This window comes from Alteromonas sp. G5_S2_22_S1, from assembly GCF_054968525.1.
The window spans coordinates 113,043-131,028 of sequence record NZ_JBQKUJ010000007.1; the positions used below are offsets into that span (position 1 = coordinate 113,043).

At 46.3% G+C, this 17,986-nt stretch carries 15 protein-coding genes and 1 pseudogene; 7 read left to right on the forward strand and 9 right to left on the reverse strand.

Annotated features, from left to right (window positions below; genetic code table 11):
• Positions 1-61 precede the first annotated feature (61 nt).
• Positions 62-316, reverse strand: a pseudogene (locus ACTRWF_RS09790) (alpha/beta hydrolase family protein); the annotation flags it as partial.
• Positions 317-497: 181 nt separating this feature from the next.
• Here ACTRWF_RS09790 and ACTRWF_RS09795 point away from each other — a divergent pair.
• Positions 498-2,336, forward strand: coding sequence for a BamA/TamA family outer membrane protein (locus ACTRWF_RS09795; protein WP_462835479.1), 1,839 nt, complete (start codon positions 498-500; stop codon positions 2,334-2,336).
• Positions 2,333-6,232 (forward strand): translocation/assembly module TamB domain-containing protein, encoded by a 3,900-nt coding sequence (locus tag ACTRWF_RS09800; protein ID WP_462835480.1) that lies wholly within the window; start codon positions 2,333-2,335, stop codon positions 6,230-6,232. The genes ACTRWF_RS09795 and ACTRWF_RS09800 overlap by 4 nt, the downstream gene beginning before the upstream one ends.
• Before the next feature lie 26 nt (positions 6,233-6,258).
• Here the strand turns inward: ACTRWF_RS09800 and ACTRWF_RS09805 are convergent, their stop codons facing one another.
• The gene (locus ACTRWF_RS09805) at positions 6,259-6,879 is read right to left on the reverse strand and encodes a hypothetical protein (RefSeq protein WP_462835481.1); all 621 of its coding nucleotides are present in this window, start codon (positions 6,877-6,879) and stop codon (positions 6,259-6,261) included.
• Positions 6,872-7,378 (reverse strand): RNA polymerase sigma factor, encoded by a 507-nt coding sequence (locus tag ACTRWF_RS09810; protein WP_015068501.1) that lies wholly within the window; start codon positions 7,376-7,378, stop codon positions 6,872-6,874. The genes ACTRWF_RS09805 and ACTRWF_RS09810 overlap by 8 nt, the downstream gene beginning before the upstream one ends.
• A gap of 266 nt (positions 7,379-7,644) precedes the next feature.
• Between ACTRWF_RS09810 and ACTRWF_RS09815 the strand changes: the two genes are divergently transcribed.
• Positions 7,645-7,920 (forward strand): hypothetical protein, encoded by a 276-nt coding sequence (locus tag ACTRWF_RS09815; protein ID WP_462835482.1) that lies wholly within the window; start codon positions 7,645-7,647, stop codon positions 7,918-7,920.
• A 46-nt stretch (positions 7,921-7,966) separates the two neighbouring features.
• Here the strand turns inward: ACTRWF_RS09815 and ACTRWF_RS09820 are convergent, their stop codons facing one another.
• The 4 genes from ACTRWF_RS09820 to proB all read right to left on the reverse strand — a co-directional run bounded on the left by ACTRWF_RS09820 (position 7,967) and on the right by proB (position 11,586).
• Positions 7,967-8,869, reverse strand: coding sequence for a DMT family transporter (locus tag ACTRWF_RS09820; RefSeq protein ID WP_012518715.1), 903 nt, complete (start codon positions 8,867-8,869; stop codon positions 7,967-7,969).
• A gap of 7 nt (positions 8,870-8,876) precedes the next feature.
• Positions 8,877-9,809, reverse strand: a complete 933-nt coding sequence (locus tag ACTRWF_RS09825) for an NAD(P)-dependent oxidoreductase (RefSeq protein WP_462835483.1) — start codon at positions 9,807-9,809, stop codon at positions 8,877-8,879.
• A 108-nt stretch (positions 9,810-9,917) separates the two neighbouring features.
• On the reverse strand, positions 9,918-10,355 hold the full coding sequence (locus tag ACTRWF_RS09830) for an acyl-CoA thioesterase (RefSeq protein WP_012520190.1): 438 nt from the start codon (positions 10,353-10,355) through the stop codon (positions 9,918-9,920).
• A 133-nt stretch (positions 10,356-10,488) separates the two neighbouring features.
• Entirely contained in the window at positions 10,489-11,586 is a 1,098-nt protein-coding gene (gene proB, locus ACTRWF_RS09835) for a glutamate 5-kinase (RefSeq protein WP_020744556.1), read from the reverse strand.
• A gap of 194 nt (positions 11,587-11,780) precedes the next feature.
• Between proB and ACTRWF_RS09840 the strand changes: the two genes are divergently transcribed.
• From ACTRWF_RS09840 to ACTRWF_RS09855, 4 genes are all read left to right on the forward strand, one after another.
• Positions 11,781-14,246, forward strand: a complete 2,466-nt coding sequence (locus ACTRWF_RS09840; RefSeq protein ID WP_462835484.1) for a M1 family aminopeptidase — start codon at positions 11,781-11,783, stop codon at positions 14,244-14,246.
• Positions 14,236-14,820: a DUF6702 family protein gene (locus tag ACTRWF_RS09845; protein WP_020744558.1), complete on the forward strand. Its 585-nt coding sequence runs from the start codon at positions 14,236-14,238 to the stop codon at positions 14,818-14,820. The genes ACTRWF_RS09840 and ACTRWF_RS09845 overlap by 11 nt, the downstream gene beginning before the upstream one ends.
• 189 nt (positions 14,821-15,009) lie before the next feature.
• Positions 15,010-15,417: a hypothetical protein gene (locus ACTRWF_RS09850; RefSeq protein ID WP_020744559.1), complete on the forward strand. Its 408-nt coding sequence runs from the start codon at positions 15,010-15,012 to the stop codon at positions 15,415-15,417.
• 258 nt (positions 15,418-15,675) lie between these two features.
• On the forward strand, positions 15,676-17,043 hold the full coding sequence (locus ACTRWF_RS09855) for an AarF/UbiB family protein (RefSeq protein WP_462835485.1): 1,368 nt from the start codon (positions 15,676-15,678) through the stop codon (positions 17,041-17,043).
• 14 nt (positions 17,044-17,057) lie between these two features.
• On the opposite strand, the gene ACTRWF_RS09860 is transcribed toward ACTRWF_RS09855, so the two are convergent.
• On the reverse strand, positions 17,058-17,366 hold the full coding sequence (locus ACTRWF_RS09860) for a DUF6482 family protein (protein ID WP_020744561.1): 309 nt from the start codon (positions 17,364-17,366) through the stop codon (positions 17,058-17,060).
• A gap of 122 nt (positions 17,367-17,488) precedes the next feature.
• Positions 17,489-17,881: a hypothetical protein gene (locus ACTRWF_RS09865; RefSeq protein WP_024017262.1), complete on the reverse strand. Its 393-nt coding sequence runs from the start codon at positions 17,879-17,881 to the stop codon at positions 17,489-17,491.
• Positions 17,882-17,986: the final 105 nt, after the last annotated feature.

Here is a 17,986-nt window from a genome sequence, read left to right on the forward strand (position 1 = left end):
TGGTTAAAAAGCCGCCAGCACGAAGAAATCTTGTCTTAAATACTGGGGCGTTTAACGGGTACTATTCAGTGGTAAGACCGGCTTTCACCGCATCGTCCTTTGAAGCAGGTTTCAAATATTGATTCAAAAACATATCCATTTCTTTGAAGAATAGGTGCCGATTACGCTGAATAGATAAAAAATGATCGCCACTTTCAAGTTCAACATATTTAAAAACTTTATCGTAATCTTCCAATTCATCTGCCATGTAGCGACTATGTAGAGGCGGGACTATGCGATCTTCCTCTCCATGCACTAGCAAAATAGGGGTCTTGACGTACAAAAAACAATCCATGATATTTTACTCTGCCAAGTGTTAGCGCAAATATTTGATCTCTCATCGTAGTTTGGGGATACAAAACGCAATTGTGGTATCATTAACCGCGTTCACAATACGGACTTTACTATCAAGCGGTATGCTTCTTAGCCCAGCGTTATCTTAAGGATTTAGCCTTTTCATGCCTTCAATTTGGACCGGGCTTGCCAGTTTGCAAGACCCACTTTTCCGACAGTTTATGTTGAAAACATTCAAGACTCATTTGGTTTTGATGTGCGGCGTACTGCTTTCGCTGATCTGTATGTTAGCATCGACCGCGCAAGCGCAAGAGGGCATTTCCTATAATATTCAAGGCGTAAAAGACGATAAGCTACGCAACAATATTCGGCTTCACTTGAACAGCCTCGATGTTGAAAAAGCACTACTTACTGACCCATATTGGCAAGGGGAAGTGAGCGATACAGTGGCAACAGCACTGCAGCCATATGGCTATTACAACAGCGAGACTAACGTTGTTATCGATGACGGCGACAAGGTTACGGTTAATGTTTCGTTAAACGCCCCCCTAACCATTAATAAAGTGACCCGTGAAATTATTGGGGCAGGGCGTGAAGATAAAGCGTTTAGAGAGCGTTTTAACGCACTTAAGCTTAAGGAAGGCGATGTACTCAACCAGACTATCTATGAATCGTTTAAGTCTTCGATGTTTAACTATGCCCTTTCCAACGGCTATTTTGACTTTCACTGGCAGGCTACCCGACTTGATCTAGTGCGTGGTGCGAAGCAGGCAAACGTACTGTTAATTGCGCAAAGCGGGCCTCAGTACCAGTTTGGTGAACTCAAAATCGTCGGCGAAGACAAAGCAAAAGCCATTATCAGTCGCCTTAAACCATTTGAAACCGGAGACGCTTATTCATCAGCGGTGTTGTCTGATTTCAATCGGCGATTGAATCAATCTGGGTATTTCAATCGTGTGATTGCCAGGCCGGTAGTGAGTGACGCTGAGGGTTTACGTGTACCTGTTGAGGTGTCACTACAGCACAGGCCTACCGACGCATTTAATGTGTCACTTGGCGCGGCCACCGATACCGGCCCGCGGGTCCGACTTGGCTGGGAGCGCCCTTGGGTAAATGACAAAGGACATTCGGTATCATCGGATATCTTTATATCTGAGCCCGAACAGTCTGTTACCGCCGACTACCGCATTCCCATGAAAAACATCACTCGTGATTACGCCAGCATTGAGGCGGGTTACCAATTTATTGAATACGCCAACACGTCCTTTGAAAGTGAAACCCTATCGTTGTCTGCCCACCGCTACTGGCAAAAAAACGACTCGCCATGGCAGCACGATGGTTCGATAACTTACCTTAGGGAAACGTACGATCAAGGGGAGCTTAACACCAATACCACGTCACTGGTTTTACCGGGGTACTCGTTAACCTATCGCAATAAAGACAGCGAGCTTAACATCAGCAACGGCAGCTACATTCAAATGCTTGCACAATATGGCAAAGAAGGCTTTGGCTCTGACATCGACTTTGCTAAAGCGGTAGTAGAGGCTACGTTGATACGCACGTTTAACGATGTACATAGAATATCCTTACGCGGTGAAGCAGGCGCTATTAAAACCAACAGCTTCGATGAAGTGCCCACCTCTTTGCGTTTCTACGCTGGGGGAGACCAAAGCGTTAGGGGTTTTGACTATCGAGAAATATCGCCCACCGCAGATGTTATCGACCCCGAAACCGGTGAACTTGTGACCGATTCAATAGGCGGGAAATATTTGCTTACCACAAGCGTGGAATATGCCTATCGCGTAGCCGATAATTGGCGCGTCGCGGCATTTGTTGATGCCGGTACCGCCACCAACGACACCAGTACAACACTAACCTATAGCGTTGGCCCGGGTGTCCATTGGCTTTCGCCAATCGGCCCCGTTCGTCTTTATGTTGCAAGGGGGTTTGCCCCCGATGAAAATACATGGCAGTTACATATCATGCTGGGGCCTGAGCTATGAGAAAACGCACTATTTCGGCCATTTTACTCTCACCTATTCTTTTGCTGGTAGCTGTATATGCGCTGCTAATTAGCCCATTAGGCGGACCAACCGTTAAGCTTGTAGCCAACACTTTTGTAGATAACTTGTCTATCGATGCGATAGACGGCGGCTTTGCCGACACGCTTGAAGTACACAACGTACAGTGGGAGAACCCGCAATGGAAAGTGTCAGCCCAATACGCCTATATCGATATAACATGGCGCTGCCTGTTTGAACCTAAAGTGTGCGTTAATGAACTCACGCTTGAAAATGCGACGTTAACCCAACTTGCCTTAGCTCCAGAAGCGCCAGACGAAACCGATGCTAACGATGAGTTTGCTTTGCCACTTCCCATCGAAGTCGAGTACTTAGCGTTAAGCAATATTAAGCTTGCGCTACTCACCACTATCGTCGAAATTGATGAACTAGAACTCGTCGACTTTAACGGTAATGAGGCACTTTCACTTGATAGTTTAGCGACGAAAGGGGTAAAGGTAGCGCTTGTTGAGCAAGGCACAGATTCACCATCGACATCACCGGCTAACGCCCCTAATACGCCACCTAAGAATCAGAAAAACGCAGAGCCAGAAAAGGTAAAAGACAGCCCTTTGCCTACGTCGTACTCATTGACCTACGATGTACCACAGTTACCTACAATTACATCACCGATTCCTTTTTCCCTCGGCACCTTATTAGTTGAAGACTTACAAGTTATACAGGGTGAAAGTATCGAACGAGTGGCGCTTATCTCGCTTTTGCAAACCCGTTTTAAAGGCAGCGAAATAGCGGTTGAAGAAATGACAGTGGTGCATGAAAAAGGGGAGCTTAGAGGGAGCGCAAGTGCCACACTTGAAGACAATTTCCCGCTCAATGCCAAAATTAAGGTTAACACTCAATTTGACGATGCGCCGCAAACACTCGTTATGGATGCATCCGGTGCTGCAGACGACCTCACGCTATCGGTTAGTGCCACAGGAGCGATTAGCGCTGATGCCAATTTAAAAATCAATATTCTCGACGAAAATTTACCTATTGAGTTCACCGCAAATTGGCAAGAGCAGGCTATACCAACCATGGAAAATGCCCTGTTAAAAGAGGGGCAATTATCCCTTTTTGGCACCATGGGTGATTACCAGCTTCAAGGTGATGGCGCGGCAACGCTGCCCGACCTTGGCAATATCCCCGTATCGTTAGATGTGGTACTTAAAAAGAATAATATTTATGTTAACCAGGCCAATATCAGCGCACTGGAAGGAAGCTTAGCGAATACGGGAACGCTGTATTTAAATGAGACTATCGCCTGGGAAGGCAAAACCACCTTAACTGATGTGTCAGCGCAACAATTCAGCACTTATGCCCCTCAACAGCTAAACGGCGAAATTGACAGTATTTTGCAATATTCCGAGCGCGGCGGCCTGCACATGAGCTTAAGAGACTTGAACATTTCAGGTGTACTGCAGGGTAAGCCGCTTCAAGTAAAAGGCAATGCAGTATATGCAGGCCCGAGCGACTTATTCGTTACCAACGTCAATATCATCCAAGAAAACGAGCAAGAAAAAAATACCATTCGTGCTATCGCTCAGGTTTTAAATAAGCGTCATTTAAATGCAGATATTGATATTAGCGTTAATGCCATCAATAGCCTTTACCCTGAAGTAACCGGGGCCGTGAATGGCAATATCAAAGCATCGGGGCCTTGGCAAAACCCTCGCGCAAACGGCGCGTTAGCGCTTTCTGATATCACCGTATCTCCTAACTTAAATGCTTCAGCCGCTCAGCAAGGGCCGTTAAACGGGAACGTTGCCATAGACGGCACCTATAAAGATCATCACGCTGAAATTGACCTTGCCGTACCTGATAACAACATAGCCCTTAGCCTCAAAGGGGCGTGGAGTAATAACCACTGGATTGGCGAAATTAGTGATACCACGTTAAAGCTTGCCAATATGCAGTGGACATTATCAAGCCCGTTCAGTCTAGATATCGGCACAGCCCCCGTCACGGCAAAGATAGGCAAGCACTGCTGGACCTCCCGCAGAGAAGGCGAATTGTGCGTATCAAACGTTAACTATCAAGAAAGTAAGGCCAACTGGGACATTAGTGCCTCATCCTTACCAGTAGGTCTCTGGGCCAATGAGCTGGCACCCACCATGGTTTCAAGCCCCTCCAAAGCTACCCTTAGTATAAAAACAAAAGGGAGTTACTCACAGCAAGACCCTATAGACGCCACGTTTACGGCGTCAATGAGTAAAGCCCCTTGGCAGCTGGGTGAAACCAGACCGCTAACCCTTACCATTAACTCAATCGAGACAACCGGTAAGATTAAACAAGGGCAATTAGCGTCAACCTCACTGATTTCGAGTCAAGACATTGGTGATGCTACGCTAACCCTAAATACGCGACCATTCGACGAGCAAATCCCCCTTGATGGAAAGCTGGTCATGGAAGGGCTAAATGTAGCACCGTTTAAGCCACTTTCTCCTGCTATCAGGACGCTTACAGGCCTACTCAACGGCAACATTACACTTAGTGGCTATGTTGACGACCCATCGCTGAACGGTGAGCTTACTGTTTCAAACGGCGCTATCGATATACAAGATACCCCAGTCACCCTCGCTGACTGGAACCAAAAAGTGGTGCTTAACGACCAAACCGCCTCGCTAGACGGAACCTTTGTATTGGGCGGCGGAAAAGGTACGCTAAAAGGGGAACTGGATTGGTCGTCTACCCCTAGCGCCACCTTCAATTTAAAAGGCAACGGCTTTGAAATTAGACAGCCCGACATTCGTCTTAAAGTGTCGCCAAATATTGACATTGCCGCGACGCAAGAAAAGGTCGATGTGAACGGCGAGGTCAACATACCGTGGGCGCGAATTGAAATTGAGTCGCTTCCAGAAAGCGCAGTGTCGCCGTCTAAAGATGTCCACCTGCGGGGGGAACCGGATAGAGAAGAACCGCTAGATATCGTACATGCGTCGGTGCTTGTAAACATCGATAAAAACAAAACCGAACAAGTAAAACTTGAGGCCTTTGGTCTTACCGCCAGCTTATTCGGCGGCATACGAGTGAATACGCAACCAGCGTTAGTTGGCTATGGCGACCTGCAAATAATAAACGGTCGCTATAGCGCCTATGGTCAGCAGTTGATTATTCAAACCGGCGAAGTTCAGTTTAACGGCCCTATCGACCAACCGTTGCTACTGGTAGAGGCCATACGCGACCCAGCTAAAACTGACGACGATGTCATAGCCGGTATTCGTATAGACGGCGCGGCTGACGCCCCCAGTATAAATTTGTTTTCTGAGCCCGCAATGGACCAGCAGGGCGTATTGTCATACTTATTGACCGGCTCGGGCCCTAATTCGGGCACCCAAGACCCTAACTATGCTGCACTGCTATTGGGCTTTGGGCTTTCTAATACAGAAACTCTGACAGGGCAGGTAGGAAGTGCGTTGGGCATTGATGAATTCAGCTTAAGTACCAATGAGAATATGCTCTCGGTCACAGGGCAAATTAACGACCGTTTATCAGTAGAATATAACGTAGATGTAGGCTTAAGTAATAATGATGCTAACAGCACCCTACGACGCAGGCAGTTACCGCCAGACTTAGCGCTTAAATACCAGCTGCTTCCAAGCCTTTACTTAGAGGCGATTCAAACCACATTAGAAGATCAGTCGGAGTTTGCTTTAGATCTCTACTATGAGTTCTTCTTAGGCGATAACAGAACCGATAGCTCCCGTAATGACGATGAAGACGACAATGGCGCTGATGAGGCTGATAAGGAGAATGAGCCCGTAGAGCAAAGCCAAAAGAGCAACGCTACCTCGGATGGCAACACCCCTAACGCAAGCCCAAAAGACTCATTGTTTTAAGCTGAAACAGCGCCTCGGCGCTGCCTTTAGTGCTGCTGCGCCATAGCTTCCAGCGTTTTGAGTTGTCGCTCAAAGCGTTTTTGTCTTTTGTGTGCCCATACATACCAAATTAGCATACCAATACTCATTGATGATATTACGATGATTAGTTTGATCACCTTTTCTGGCGCAAGGTCTCCCAAAAAGTAGCGTTCCAATATGAAAGCGAACCCAAAAACTACAGCTACCCATGTTGAATGTTTGGTCATGAACGCTATCTTTACATTGTTCTTAACTTGCTTTGTTAGCTGCATTAAATGATCAGCAGTTTGGCTATCTTTGTAAAACGCTGCCACTCTTCTTAACCATAATTGATAAACAAGCAATGGAAGCGATGTAGCCAGCATAAAGACAAACATCAGTTGTGCTACCAGCGACATATTGCCCCAATATTTCGCAAGGATATAAATAGCCGGAAAAACCATCAATGAATCCATCACCATATAACAACGCTGTTTTTTTCTTTCGCTGCTAAGGTTGGCTTTTACTTTCTCTAGGTTAATAGCGGTAACTGGCTGAGCTTGCCAAAGGGCTGAAAGACTATCGTCTTGCTTTTCGTCGGTTCTATCTGACGGTGTCTTTTGGTTCTCTTTATCTGGGTTATGCATGAGGTTGCTCCTGCATGATACTTTGTTTGGCGCGCTTTAAAATAACGCCAACATGGTTTTTGGTAAGGCCGCACACGTCTGCAATTTCATCGTAACTTAAGCCCTCAAGGGAAAGCGTAAGCACTTGCCGTGGCTGCAAAGGTAACGCCCGTACAGCACGGAGTAAGCGCTCTAATGACTGGTGCTGGCTCGATACTTCCTCGGGAGAGCGAACCTGGCTTACAAACCCATCCGAGCCCTTATCGTCTTGATCGTATTGATGGGTATCGAGGCGCTTCACCTGATTTGCCACGTGGGTTACCGCGCGGTTGTGCGCTATCTTTAATATGTAGGTTTTTACGCTGCTGTCGCCCTTAAAGCGAGACAAGCCTTGCCATACGGCAATCGCAATTTCTTGCAAGAGCTCTTGCTGCATTGCCTCGTTTGCCTCATAGCTATTGGCTACGCGACTTAGCAGTGCGCCGTGCTTTGCAAAAATATCGTCAAAACCCTGCCCCAACGTCATATCCCTAATCAAAAAAACTGTTGTTATTTTATTATGTTACTTCTATCAGTCTGCGTTCTCTGGCTTTTATTACAAACTTTTTTCTTAAACGCTGTAATTTTTTTGCGCACCTCATGACTACGGGTAATAGAGCGTGCTTTAACGTGAAGCTATAGAAAGTGGTAAAATAGCAAGAAACACAACGCATGCTCTTTACGTTAAACCGTTTGGCACTAGCGGGCCTTTACAAAGGGCCTTAAAAATTCGATGGGAAAAACACTATGTCTACATTAAGTTTAGTTTTGATAATTGGCAGCATCACGTCACTTGTACTCTTGGCCAGCTACCTAGATGCAAAATTTCAGTGGCGATTAAACGATTGGATGAATGGAGAGTGTAGTAACCCGTTCGTAAAAAGCATGACCGACAAACAGCAACAGCGTTTAGAAGAGAAAGACGCACAAATTGAAGCCCTCATGGCACGGATTGAAACCCTTGAAACCATAGTGACCGAGCCCGCGTACGAGTTAAATAAAAAAATAAATGCGTTAAAGTAAGCCGAGTTAAATGCCGCTTTACGGCTTTATCATTGCGGACGTCGCGCTAACTGGTCACAGGAGGGCGACGCATAAAGCGTGGTACTTTTCCCATGGCAATCGCATTACCTATAAGCACGATAATCACGCCGGTAACAGACAACACGCTCCACGTGTAACCTTCAAAGAACGTTGAAATAACCAGCGCAACCATAGGGTATACCAATACCACATAGGCCGCCTTGTCCGCGCCCATTTGCTTTAAAAGCTTCATATACGCACCGAAGGCGAACACAGAGCCAAATACAGCTAAGTAAAAAAGCGATAAATAAAACTCTACGCTGCTGGGAATAATCAGCTCCCCTGGCATGGCCAAAGACGTCACAAATAGCAACACCATGGCGTAACTCATGGCATAGAAGTTCATTTGAATAACGGGTGTACCGGATGTCAGTATGCGTTCCGAAATAACATTGCCCGTCGAGGCACAAAAGAAACTGACAAAGGCAATAGCGAGACCGGTAACAAGAGCAGCATCCATCGACACCTTGGAAAACTCAGGCACAAATAAACACACAATGCCGAGCAAGCCAAAAGTAGCACCAATCACTACTTCCTTTCTAATCGGCTCTTTTAACCACCAGCGACGAAGCACAACGTTTATATATATTATGCAAGAACTCATCAGCGCTAAAAGAGCGCTAATAATGTGCGCCTGCGCCATGTACAGTAACGTGTAATTGAGGCTGTAGAGAAATAGTCCGACGGCGGCCATTTTTATGTGAACATGCAGCGGTAGCTTCAAAGGTAAGCGTTTTATTACGCAATAAGCGCCCAAACACGCCGACGCCAATAAGTACCTCAGGGCAATAGCAAAGGTTTCAGAGGTGTGGCCGATTTGGTAAGTAATAGCAATCCAGGTAGAACCCCAAATTAAGCAACACAATGCAAACAGCGTAGCGTTATTCATATCGCCATTACTGCCCTAAAAATGTCGCTAAATGTGCAAGGGCTTTATCAAGCAGTTTTTGTCTTGCTCCGTTGCCAATCCACGCGTTGTGAGGGGTTACCAGCAAGTTTGGTAACGATTCGTTAAGCAACACATGGTCAGCTGGCGGTGGCTCCACACTTAATACATCAAGCCCAGCGCCACCTAATTTGTTGTGTTTAAGCGCATGGTATAGCGCCTGTTCATCAATAAGCCCACCCCGGGCGGTATTGATAAGAAAAGCCGTTGGCTGCATTAGCGATAAGGTATCGGCGTTAATGAGTTTGTCGGTATCTTCTGTAAGTGGACAGTGAAGACTTACTACGTCTGCGTGAGGCAAAAGAGAAGCGAGGCTAGGGCGGGGATCATCTTTTTTGCCGGGACGAGCAGCAATGCTCACCTGCATTCCTATAGCCTTAAATAAGGTTTCAACACGCTTGCCCAGCTCGCCATGCCCAACAATCACCGCATGCTTACCCGCAAGCTCCACCACGGGGTGGTTTAGCAAACAAAAGTGTGAGGATGCAGACCACGCCTGATTGCGCACATCGTGCTGATACGCCACAAAGTTTGTGGCCAAATTAAGCGCCAAGGTCAACGTGTGCTGGGCAACACTGTCAGTGCCATAGCCTTCAACGATTTGCACAATAATACCGGCTTGTTGGCAGTAGTCATGGTCAATGTTATTCATACCTGTGGCGGTGACGCCAATATAGCGCAGCTTCCTAGCCCGCTGTAAGTCATCTGCGCTTAATACCACTTTGTTGACAAGCACTGCGTCGGCATTGTGTATGCGCTCAGCTACGTCTTTATGTTGGGTTTGTTGGTATAAAGTGACGTCTGCGTTAAGGCTATCTAAGGCTGTCGTATCAAGACTGGGTAAGTCCATGGTTTCAGCGTCTAGAAATACCACTTTTTTCATCGTGCTTGCCTCGTCTCTTTTATTGTTTCTTTCGCTATGCCGATCACTTGTTAGTGCTGTGCTGCTATAAGCCTTTTTATTGAAATTTTTTTTGAAATAAAAAAGGAATCACATTGCCTCGCAAATTGATTCTAGGGCCGCTTTAACGTCTACCGGAATAGGGATGGCTTTGTCGGTTTTTCTATCAACAAATACATGCACAAATTGGCCGTGTGCTACGCGGCGCTCATTTTCGCCAGCATAAACCGATAAGCCATAGGTCACAGAACTTCTGCCAATTTTAACTACGCGCAGCGCAACAAAAATATCTTCAGGATAGGCGGCGGGCGCAACGTACTGGCACTGACTGCTTACCACATACGCCACCGTTTGCCCGTGGTGAATGTCTAACCCGCCTTCTTCAATTAAAAAGCGGTTAACGGCGGTATCAAAAAAGCCATAATAAACCACATTATTAATGTGCCCATATGCGTCGTTGTCTTGCCACCGCGTAGCAATAGTCACCTTATAAGGATAATCGGCAAGTGTTGGCGTGATATCAGTCATGGTTGTCCCTTTGCTTGAATCTTTGTGATGTTTAACGGTAGGGCACGTTACATCCGTGCCTCAGGCTTATGCCGCTGAAGTTAAGCAAAACGTATCCCACCGGCTAGACTAGGGCAAGAATACAGCCTTGATGTTAATACAGCACCATGTCGTCGCGATGAACAGCGACATCGGTTGTCTCATAACCTAACACACTGGCAATGTCTTTCGACTTTTTCCCTTTTATGAGGCCCAAGTCTTTTGCGTTATACAAACAAAGTCCCTTAGCGACAACGGCACCTTGACAGATGACTTCAACCGCATCACCTTGCTCAAATTGGCCGACGACGTCGATTATTCCTGAAGGTAACAAAGATGCACCTTTTTGTATCAATGCTTCTTTAGCGCCGCTATCTACTTCTATTCTGCCAGCGGTTTTAAGGGTGTGAGTAAGCCACAGCCTGCGTGCATTGGCCGGTGTGCTGCTTGCTTCAAACAGCGTACCCGGCACTTCGCCTTCAAGCAGTGCATCAAAGGTTTCGCCTTTTCTACCGTTAACGATAAGCGTTTGAATACCGCTACTGGTACATTTGTCTGCGGCTTCTATTTTCGTGCGCATACCACCCGTGCCGACCGCAGTACCAGCACCACCAGCCAGTCCATAAATGGTGCTATCAATTTTCCCAACATGAGGAATAAGCGTTGCGGTGTTGTCTTTTCGAGGGTCAGCGGTAAACAAACCATCAATATCAGAGCAAATAATTAAGGTGTCGGCTTGGGCTACCAATGCGGTGTAGGCGCCTAAATTGTCGTTATCTCCAACCTTTAGCTCGTTAGCGGCCACCGTATCGTTTTCATTCACGATAGGCAGGGCGTTATGCTTTAAAATTTCTCGCAAGGTGTTTTTGATGTTGACGTAACGGGTTCTATCCCGCAAGTCATCCGCTGTAAGTAACACTTGCGCACAAGGAAAGTCGAAAAAGCGCTGCCAGTTAGCCATCATAAGGTTTTGACCGATTGCTGCCATCGCCTGCTTCTCGGCAATAGAAGCATTGTGCCTTACCTTCACTTTGCTGCGGCCAGCGGCCACACTACCAGAAGAGACCAGAATAACTTCTTTGCCCGCCTCTCGGCTTGCGGTAATAAAACGCGCTAAAGAAAGTAAGTAGCGACCACTGCATTCATTTCCCTCTGGCGCAATGAGGGCACTGCCAACTTTAATAACGGCACGTTGCCAAGTAAAACGGTTCATAATGGGAAGAAAAGAAGAAAACAAGGGCTTAAGAATACGACAGTTAAAGCTTGAAACAAAACGTTCTGTTACAGTTTTTTTGCGTTAAAACATGGTTAGTTTACGGCCAAAAAATTAGATTGTGACCGGCATGCTTATATACTAGAAGCTGTTATCTTATAACAATACTAACTTACAAGTTGCAAGGAAACTGCATGAGCACCGCAAAACGACACTTTTTCTGGCTAGCGCCAGTGTTGTCTATGCTGATTTCTCTTCCAAGTACCGCCGCTATAAAACAAACTAAAGGCGATTTCGAAGATAAATTCCGTCAGCTAGACGAAGTTCTCCCTACTCCAAACGTATACCGTAACGCCGCTGGCGAGCCGGGTCATCAATACTGGCAGCAACAAGTAGATTACGATATTGACGTAAAACTACTTGAAGACGAGCGCCGCATTGAAGCAAGTGAAACCATCACGTATCACAACAACTCGCCAGATACGCTTAAGTATTTATGGATTCAGCTTGATCAAAACAAATTCCGCGATGACTCTATGTCAGCCCTTACCACAACCTTTGGTGGCATAGGTAACCGTGGGCCAGGCACACAGGCAGCGAGCGACGATAAGCCCGCCAAGCTGAGCATGGGTGCGCTACGTCGCCAGCAGTTTGTTGACGATAACGAATTGGGTTACACCATCTCTCGTGTAGAAGACAAATCGGGTAATGATTTACGTCATACCATTGTTGGTACACTGATGCGTGTTGACCTTGCAAAGCCACTTAAACCTGGCAGCGAAGTCACTTTTGATATCGATTTTGCGTTCAACATTGTAGAAGAGGATGCGGTTTCAGCCCGTGCAGGTTACGAGCATTTCCCAGATGACGAGCGCGAAGGCGGCAACGACATCTTCTTGCTAGCGCAGTGGTTCCCCCGCTTAGCGGCTTATACCGACTACGAGGCATGGACTAATAAAGAGTTCATTGGTCGCGGTGAATTCACGCTAGAATTTGGTAACTATGAAGTAGATATCACAGTTCCAGCGGATCATATTGTGTCTTCTACAGGTGTGCTTCAAAACCCGAAAGACGTGCTGACTAAAACGCAGCGCGATCGTTTGAAAAAAGCAGAAAAAGCTGACCGCATCGTATTTATCGTTTCTCCTGAAGAAGCGATTGAAAATGAAAAAGAAGGCACATCTAAGCTTAAAACTTGGACCTTTAAAGCCGATAACGTACGTGACTTCGCCTGGGCATCTTCGCGTAAGTTCGCGTGGGATGCACGCGGTTATCAACAAGGTGGCGACACGCAACCATTAGTTATGGCGATGTCTTTCTACCCGAAAGAAGGTGGCGAGCTATGGCAGAAGTATTCAACAGAATCCATCATCCACACTATGGATGTTTACAGCCGCTTTAGCTTTGATTACCCATACCCTGTTGCTCAGTCGGTAAATGGCCCGGTGGGCGGCATGGAATACCCCATGATTACCTTCAATGGCCCGCGTACAGAGCTACGCGATGACGGTTCACGCACTTATTCGCTTGCTGAAAAGCGCTTCCTTATTGGCGTGGTTATTCACGAAGTGGGTCACATTTATTTCCCTATGACGGTGAACTCTGATGAGCGTCAATGGACGTGGATGGATGAAGGGCTAAACAGCTTCCTAGATGGCGTTGCCGGTCGTGAATGGGATCCAACGATTCCATGGGGTGTTGAGCCTCGCGATATTACAGGCTACATGAAGTCTCAAACCCAAGTGCCAATTATGACACAGTCTGATTCAGTACTTCGTTTAGGCCCTAATGCTTATACTAAGCCAGCGGTAGCACTTAACATTCTTCGTGAAACCATTCTTGGCCGCGAGCTTTTTGACTTTGCGTTTAAAGAATATGCGCAGCGTTGGATGTTCAAGCGTCCTACACCATCTGATTTCTTCCGCACCATGGAAGAAGCGTCAGGTGTAGATCTTGATTGGTTCTGGCGCGGATGGTTCTATACTACCGACCACGTAGATATCAGCCTAGACAGCGTTTACAAGCTGCGTTTGGACACTGAAGATCCAGATATTGATTTTGCTCGCGAACGCGAAGCAGAAATGGAAAAACCTAAGTCACTTACCGATATTCGTAACAAAGAAGAAGGTAGAAAGCTTTGGGTAGATCGTTTTGAAGATATCAGCGATTTTTACGACGAAAACGACCGCTACACGGTAACCAACAAAGAGCGCAATAAGTACAAGAAGTTTCTTGATAAGCTTGAGCCTTGGGAACGTAAAGCGTTTGAACGTGCAGTAAAAGAAGACAAAAACTACTACGTGCTAGATTTTAGCAACAAAGGGGGTTTGGTCATGCCGATTATCCTTGAGCTAAGTTTTGAAGACGGCACAAAAGAAGAAATGCGCATTCCAGCAGAAATCTGGCGTCGTACACCTAAGGCAGTAAGCAAGCTTATCGTGACTGACAAAGATAAAGAGCTGATAAGCGTAACGGTTGACCCACACTGGGAAACGGCAGATGTAAATGTGGAAAACAATCACTATCCACGCCGCATCATTCCGTCGCGTATTGAAGCGTATAAGAATAAACCGCGTAATACCTATGAGTATCGCGACCTTATGCACGATTCAAAAACCGAGCTGAAAACCGATGACGACGAGGACAAAGATGACGAGTAAGTTGTCTTTACCCCGATTGCAGCAGAGCCCTCGTGCTCTGCTTGCAAGCGTGTGTATGTTCATGCTTACCGCGACTGTGTTGTTAGGTGCTGCCTCGTACAGTACTGCCTTGCAGGCTCACCAAATTAAAGCGGCTATCACAACAGTGTTATTCAACCCACGAACTGAAAATATTGAAGTGATGCACCGGTTTAATCTTCACGACGCTGAGCATGCGGTGAAAGCCTTGTTTGATAAACACGCTGACATTATGGATGACGTGGAAACTCAGCAACACTTTGCTGATTATGTGGCACGTCACTTCGCTATTTTGAACGCCGCAGGCGAGCCTTTAACGCTAGCAGACGTAGGGTTTGAAGTGGAAGGTAAGCACTTTTGGGTTTATCAAGAAACGGCTGAGCCCCCCGTGCTCGAAGGCGTAAAAATTCGCCACGATGCATTGCGTGACTTATGGCCTAAACAAGTAAACACGCTAAATGTAGAAGGAAAGGGCGATATTAAAACCCTTACCTTTGCAGATAGTGTAAACCTGTTAGAAGTAAGCTTTAGCAGCCAAATTAGCGATCATCACTAATATCTAGCGGCATTACGCCATGTGAAAGCCCGTATTACAGACATCCTTTGCGGTAAATGTAAGCGGGCTTTCTCTTTTCTTGCACCTTCATGTCAATGTGAGACCGAAGTCTTATAGTCTTTTTCTTACGCCTGCTCTACCTTATCTATGGATCAAGCACGTTACTAAAACCCGTTAGTGAGGTAAACCATGGCTAATAGTACTGCTGCACCAATACCTTCTCAGGTCAAAAAGAATGCATCGCGAAGCGAGCGAAGTGAACGCAAAAAGCGTTTAGCAAAAGCGGCTCAACTTGCCGAACACGCTGAAAGTGCAGAGCAGAAAGACACTATTAAGTCACCGAGTAATGCCTTTTCTGACAAAAAGAACATTATGTGGGTGGTGTTGAGTGGGGCCATGGCATTAACGTTTGTTGTTATGCTGTTTTTACCTGATACGGGCATGGGCGGTGGACTTATTTCCGCCTATGCAGCCATGTTATGGTGCGGTTTCTTTGGAGCAGCACTATTTCGCTACAGAAGCGCCAGTGGTTGGTCTGGCTTTGCTTACGGAAGCGTTATTGGTTTGGCTATTCAGTTTACATCTCAAATTATCTAACGCGTGGCACTTATATGTCATTCCCACGGTTAACGGGATAAAAAGCTAACATCAAATGCAACCATTGCGTCTACTGCGCTTATAAAGCCTCAATAGACGTCGTTGTGAATTTTAATTAATTATCTTGTGCCTGCGGGATCCGTAACGCCCGGTCGTAAGTAAAACTATATATTAGTTCAGCAGTGCTCATACGATACTTCTCTTACTTGCTTTCACACGTGCTGTTGTCTCGCTTCTTAACAAAATTTGAGTGAGTGTATGGCAGATAAATCAGATACCAAAGATGAATTAACACCGCGCTCCAGCAAAGCGATCCCCTCATCGCGACTTTCTCGTATAGGACGTCTTGGTTCATTGGCAGGAAAAATTGCAGGCAATGTGGTGACCCAAGGTGCAGGTCAGCTTTTGAAAGGCGAAAAGCCAGTGTTATCTTCATTGCTTTTAACGCCCAAAAACATTGCTAACATCGCAGATCAGCTAGCCAGCATGCGCGGGGCCGCCATGAAGCTGGGTCAGCTCATCTCTATGGATGCCGGTGACTTTTTACCTGAAGAGTTAGCCGTGATTTTGGGTCGATTGCGCGAAGACGCCGACCCCATGCCTAAAAGCCAGCTAATAGAGACTCTGAATAACGCCTGGGGCGAGAAATGGCAAGATGGCTTACTCTACTTTTCCTTTGCGCCAATTGCAGCCGCTTCCATAGGTCAAGTACATAAAGTGATTACGATGGAAGGTGAGATGCTTGCGGTTAAGGTACAGTACCCTGGCGTTAAACAAAGCATCGATAGTGATATTGATAATGTAGCAACGCTTATAAAGCTGACCGGGTTGGTCCCAAAATCTTTAGACATTGGCCCCCTATTACAAGACGCCAAAACGCAGCTGCATCAAGAGGCAGATTATGAGCGCGAAGCAAAAATGCTCAACCGCTATCGCGCACTGGTTGAAGCGAGTGACTTTTCTCGTCATTGCTCTACCGCGTTTATTATCCCTAAAACTTACGCACCACTTACCACCAGCACCGTATTAGCGATGGACTTTATAGAAGGCCAACCTTTAGATGTATTGCTAGACGAGCCCCAAAAAATAAGAGATGCCGTGATGACCGCGTTGATGACTTTATTTTTTAATGAAGTCTTCAATTTCAAACTTCTACAAAGCGACCCCAATTTAGCAAACTATAGATTTAAACCAGATTCTAAAGAAATTGTACTATTGGACTTCGGTGCCACGCGAGTAGTCCCTGACCACATTGCCGCGCAATACCAAATTTTACTGAACAGCGCGTCGAACAACGATGAAAAGATGATGCAACAGGCGGCCTTTGCCATAGGGCTAATTGATGAAACTCATAGTCAAACGCAAATAGACGCCGTGATTAACATTGGGATGGAAGCCTGTGAGGCAATAAGGCATGAAGGACCGTATGATTTTGGCCAAAGCGACCTCATTACGCGCCTTCATGAAAAGGGAATGACACTCACCATGGGGCATAACTTCTGGCACACACCGCCGGTAGATGCCCTTTTTATACATCGAAAGCTGGGTGGGCTGTTTCTGCTTGCTAAGCGACTAAGCGCAAACGTTGATATGCGAGAAGCCGCTAGCACCTGGCTTACAGCGTAAACACCACACGTAAATTAATAAGGCAGTTGCATACTAAACGGTAGCGCCATTTGCTCTTCGCTTTTTGGCGGGTTGCCTATCATTTCATCGTAAGGCGTGTCGTGCTTCATTACGGCTTTGTGCACGTGGCAATGGGCAAAAGCCTCACGGATATGCCCGGCGCTAAAAAAGCGCATAGGTTTGTCTTTATTGTCATAAAGCATACCGCTTTGCTTTCCAATTGATAAATAAACGAGATAGACATTCATCTCGTAAGACTGAACCTCTAAATAATCGATGACTGTTGGCGTATCTTCGATATCCCGAAAGTAAAATTTTTGCATACCTACCTCATGAACATAGCGAGCGCGTCTAACGCTTTCTACCTCCCTTTACGGTAAGTCATTCTCTACGTGATAAAATGCCAACCGCACTATCAAGGGCAATATAAAACAACGCTTATACGCTAAGCGAGGTTTTCAGGTTCATTAGGCATGTTAAGTGGGCGGCGGTGGTTGCGATGGCGCACGGCATTAGCCAAAACCAACAGCGAAGCAATAGACGATGCGCTATATATCAGCGCCGCATAGCCCATCCCCGAGGCAACCCACATTAAAGGAAATACAAGTAGCCTTGGCCCCTCGACAGCAAGTGCCACCTTAGCTTTTGAGAGAATAAACGCATTTTGAATACTCATAACCACGACTGTCGCTACAGCAATCAGCTGATGCTCAATCGGTAAGCTGTTAATATTCAAAAATAGGTATAGCGTTACCCCAAGCATAATTAAAAGCTGCATATGACTGTAGCGCATTACTGGGGTATGAAGTTTCGGGTGATACTGTCTAAATCTACTCACGCTAGTTTTCCTATCAAATGCCTATAACGTTACAGCCTCCTTACACCTCACGAGAATTTCGCTAAAAAGCGTATGTTTTCGTGTGGTTTCCAGTACTTTATCTCG

Coding starts and splice junctions, on each gene's coding strand:
- ACTRWF_RS09815 (WP_462835482.1), top strand. CDS start 7,645: ATGTCTACATTAAGTTTAGTTTTGATAATTGGCAGCATCACGTCACTT.
- ACTRWF_RS09795 (WP_462835479.1), top strand. CDS start 498: ATGCCTTCAATTTGGACCGGGCTTGCCAGTTTGCAAGACCCACTTTTC.
- ACTRWF_RS09840 (WP_462835484.1), top strand. CDS start 11,781: ATGAGCACCGCAAAACGACACTTTTTCTGGCTAGCGCCAGTGTTGTCT.
- ACTRWF_RS09860 (WP_020744561.1), bottom strand. CDS start 17,366: ATGCAAAAATTTTACTTTCGGGATATCGAAGATACGCCAACAGTCATC.
- ACTRWF_RS09805 (WP_462835481.1), bottom strand. CDS start 6,879: ATGCATAACCCAGATAAAGAGAACCAAAAGACACCGTCAGATAGAACC.
- ACTRWF_RS09825 (WP_462835483.1), bottom strand. CDS start 9,809: ATGAAAAAAGTGGTATTTCTAGACGCTGAAACCATGGACTTACCCAGT.
- proB (WP_020744556.1), bottom strand. CDS start 11,586: ATGAACCGTTTTACTTGGCAACGTGCCGTTATTAAAGTTGGCAGTGCC.
- ACTRWF_RS09820 (WP_012518715.1), bottom strand. CDS start 8,869: ATGAATAACGCTACGCTGTTTGCATTGTGTTGCTTAATTTGGGGTTCT.
- ACTRWF_RS09855 (WP_462835485.1), top strand. CDS start 15,676: ATGGCAGATAAATCAGATACCAAAGATGAATTAACACCGCGCTCCAGC.
- ACTRWF_RS09850 (WP_020744559.1), top strand. CDS start 15,010: ATGGCTAATAGTACTGCTGCACCAATACCTTCTCAGGTCAAAAAGAAT.
- ACTRWF_RS09845 (WP_020744558.1), top strand. CDS start 14,236: ATGACGAGTAAGTTGTCTTTACCCCGATTGCAGCAGAGCCCTCGTGCT.
- ACTRWF_RS09830 (WP_012520190.1), bottom strand. CDS start 10,355: ATGACTGATATCACGCCAACACTTGCCGATTATCCTTATAAGGTGACT.
- ACTRWF_RS09800 (WP_462835480.1), top strand. CDS start 2,333: ATGAGAAAACGCACTATTTCGGCCATTTTACTCTCACCTATTCTTTTG.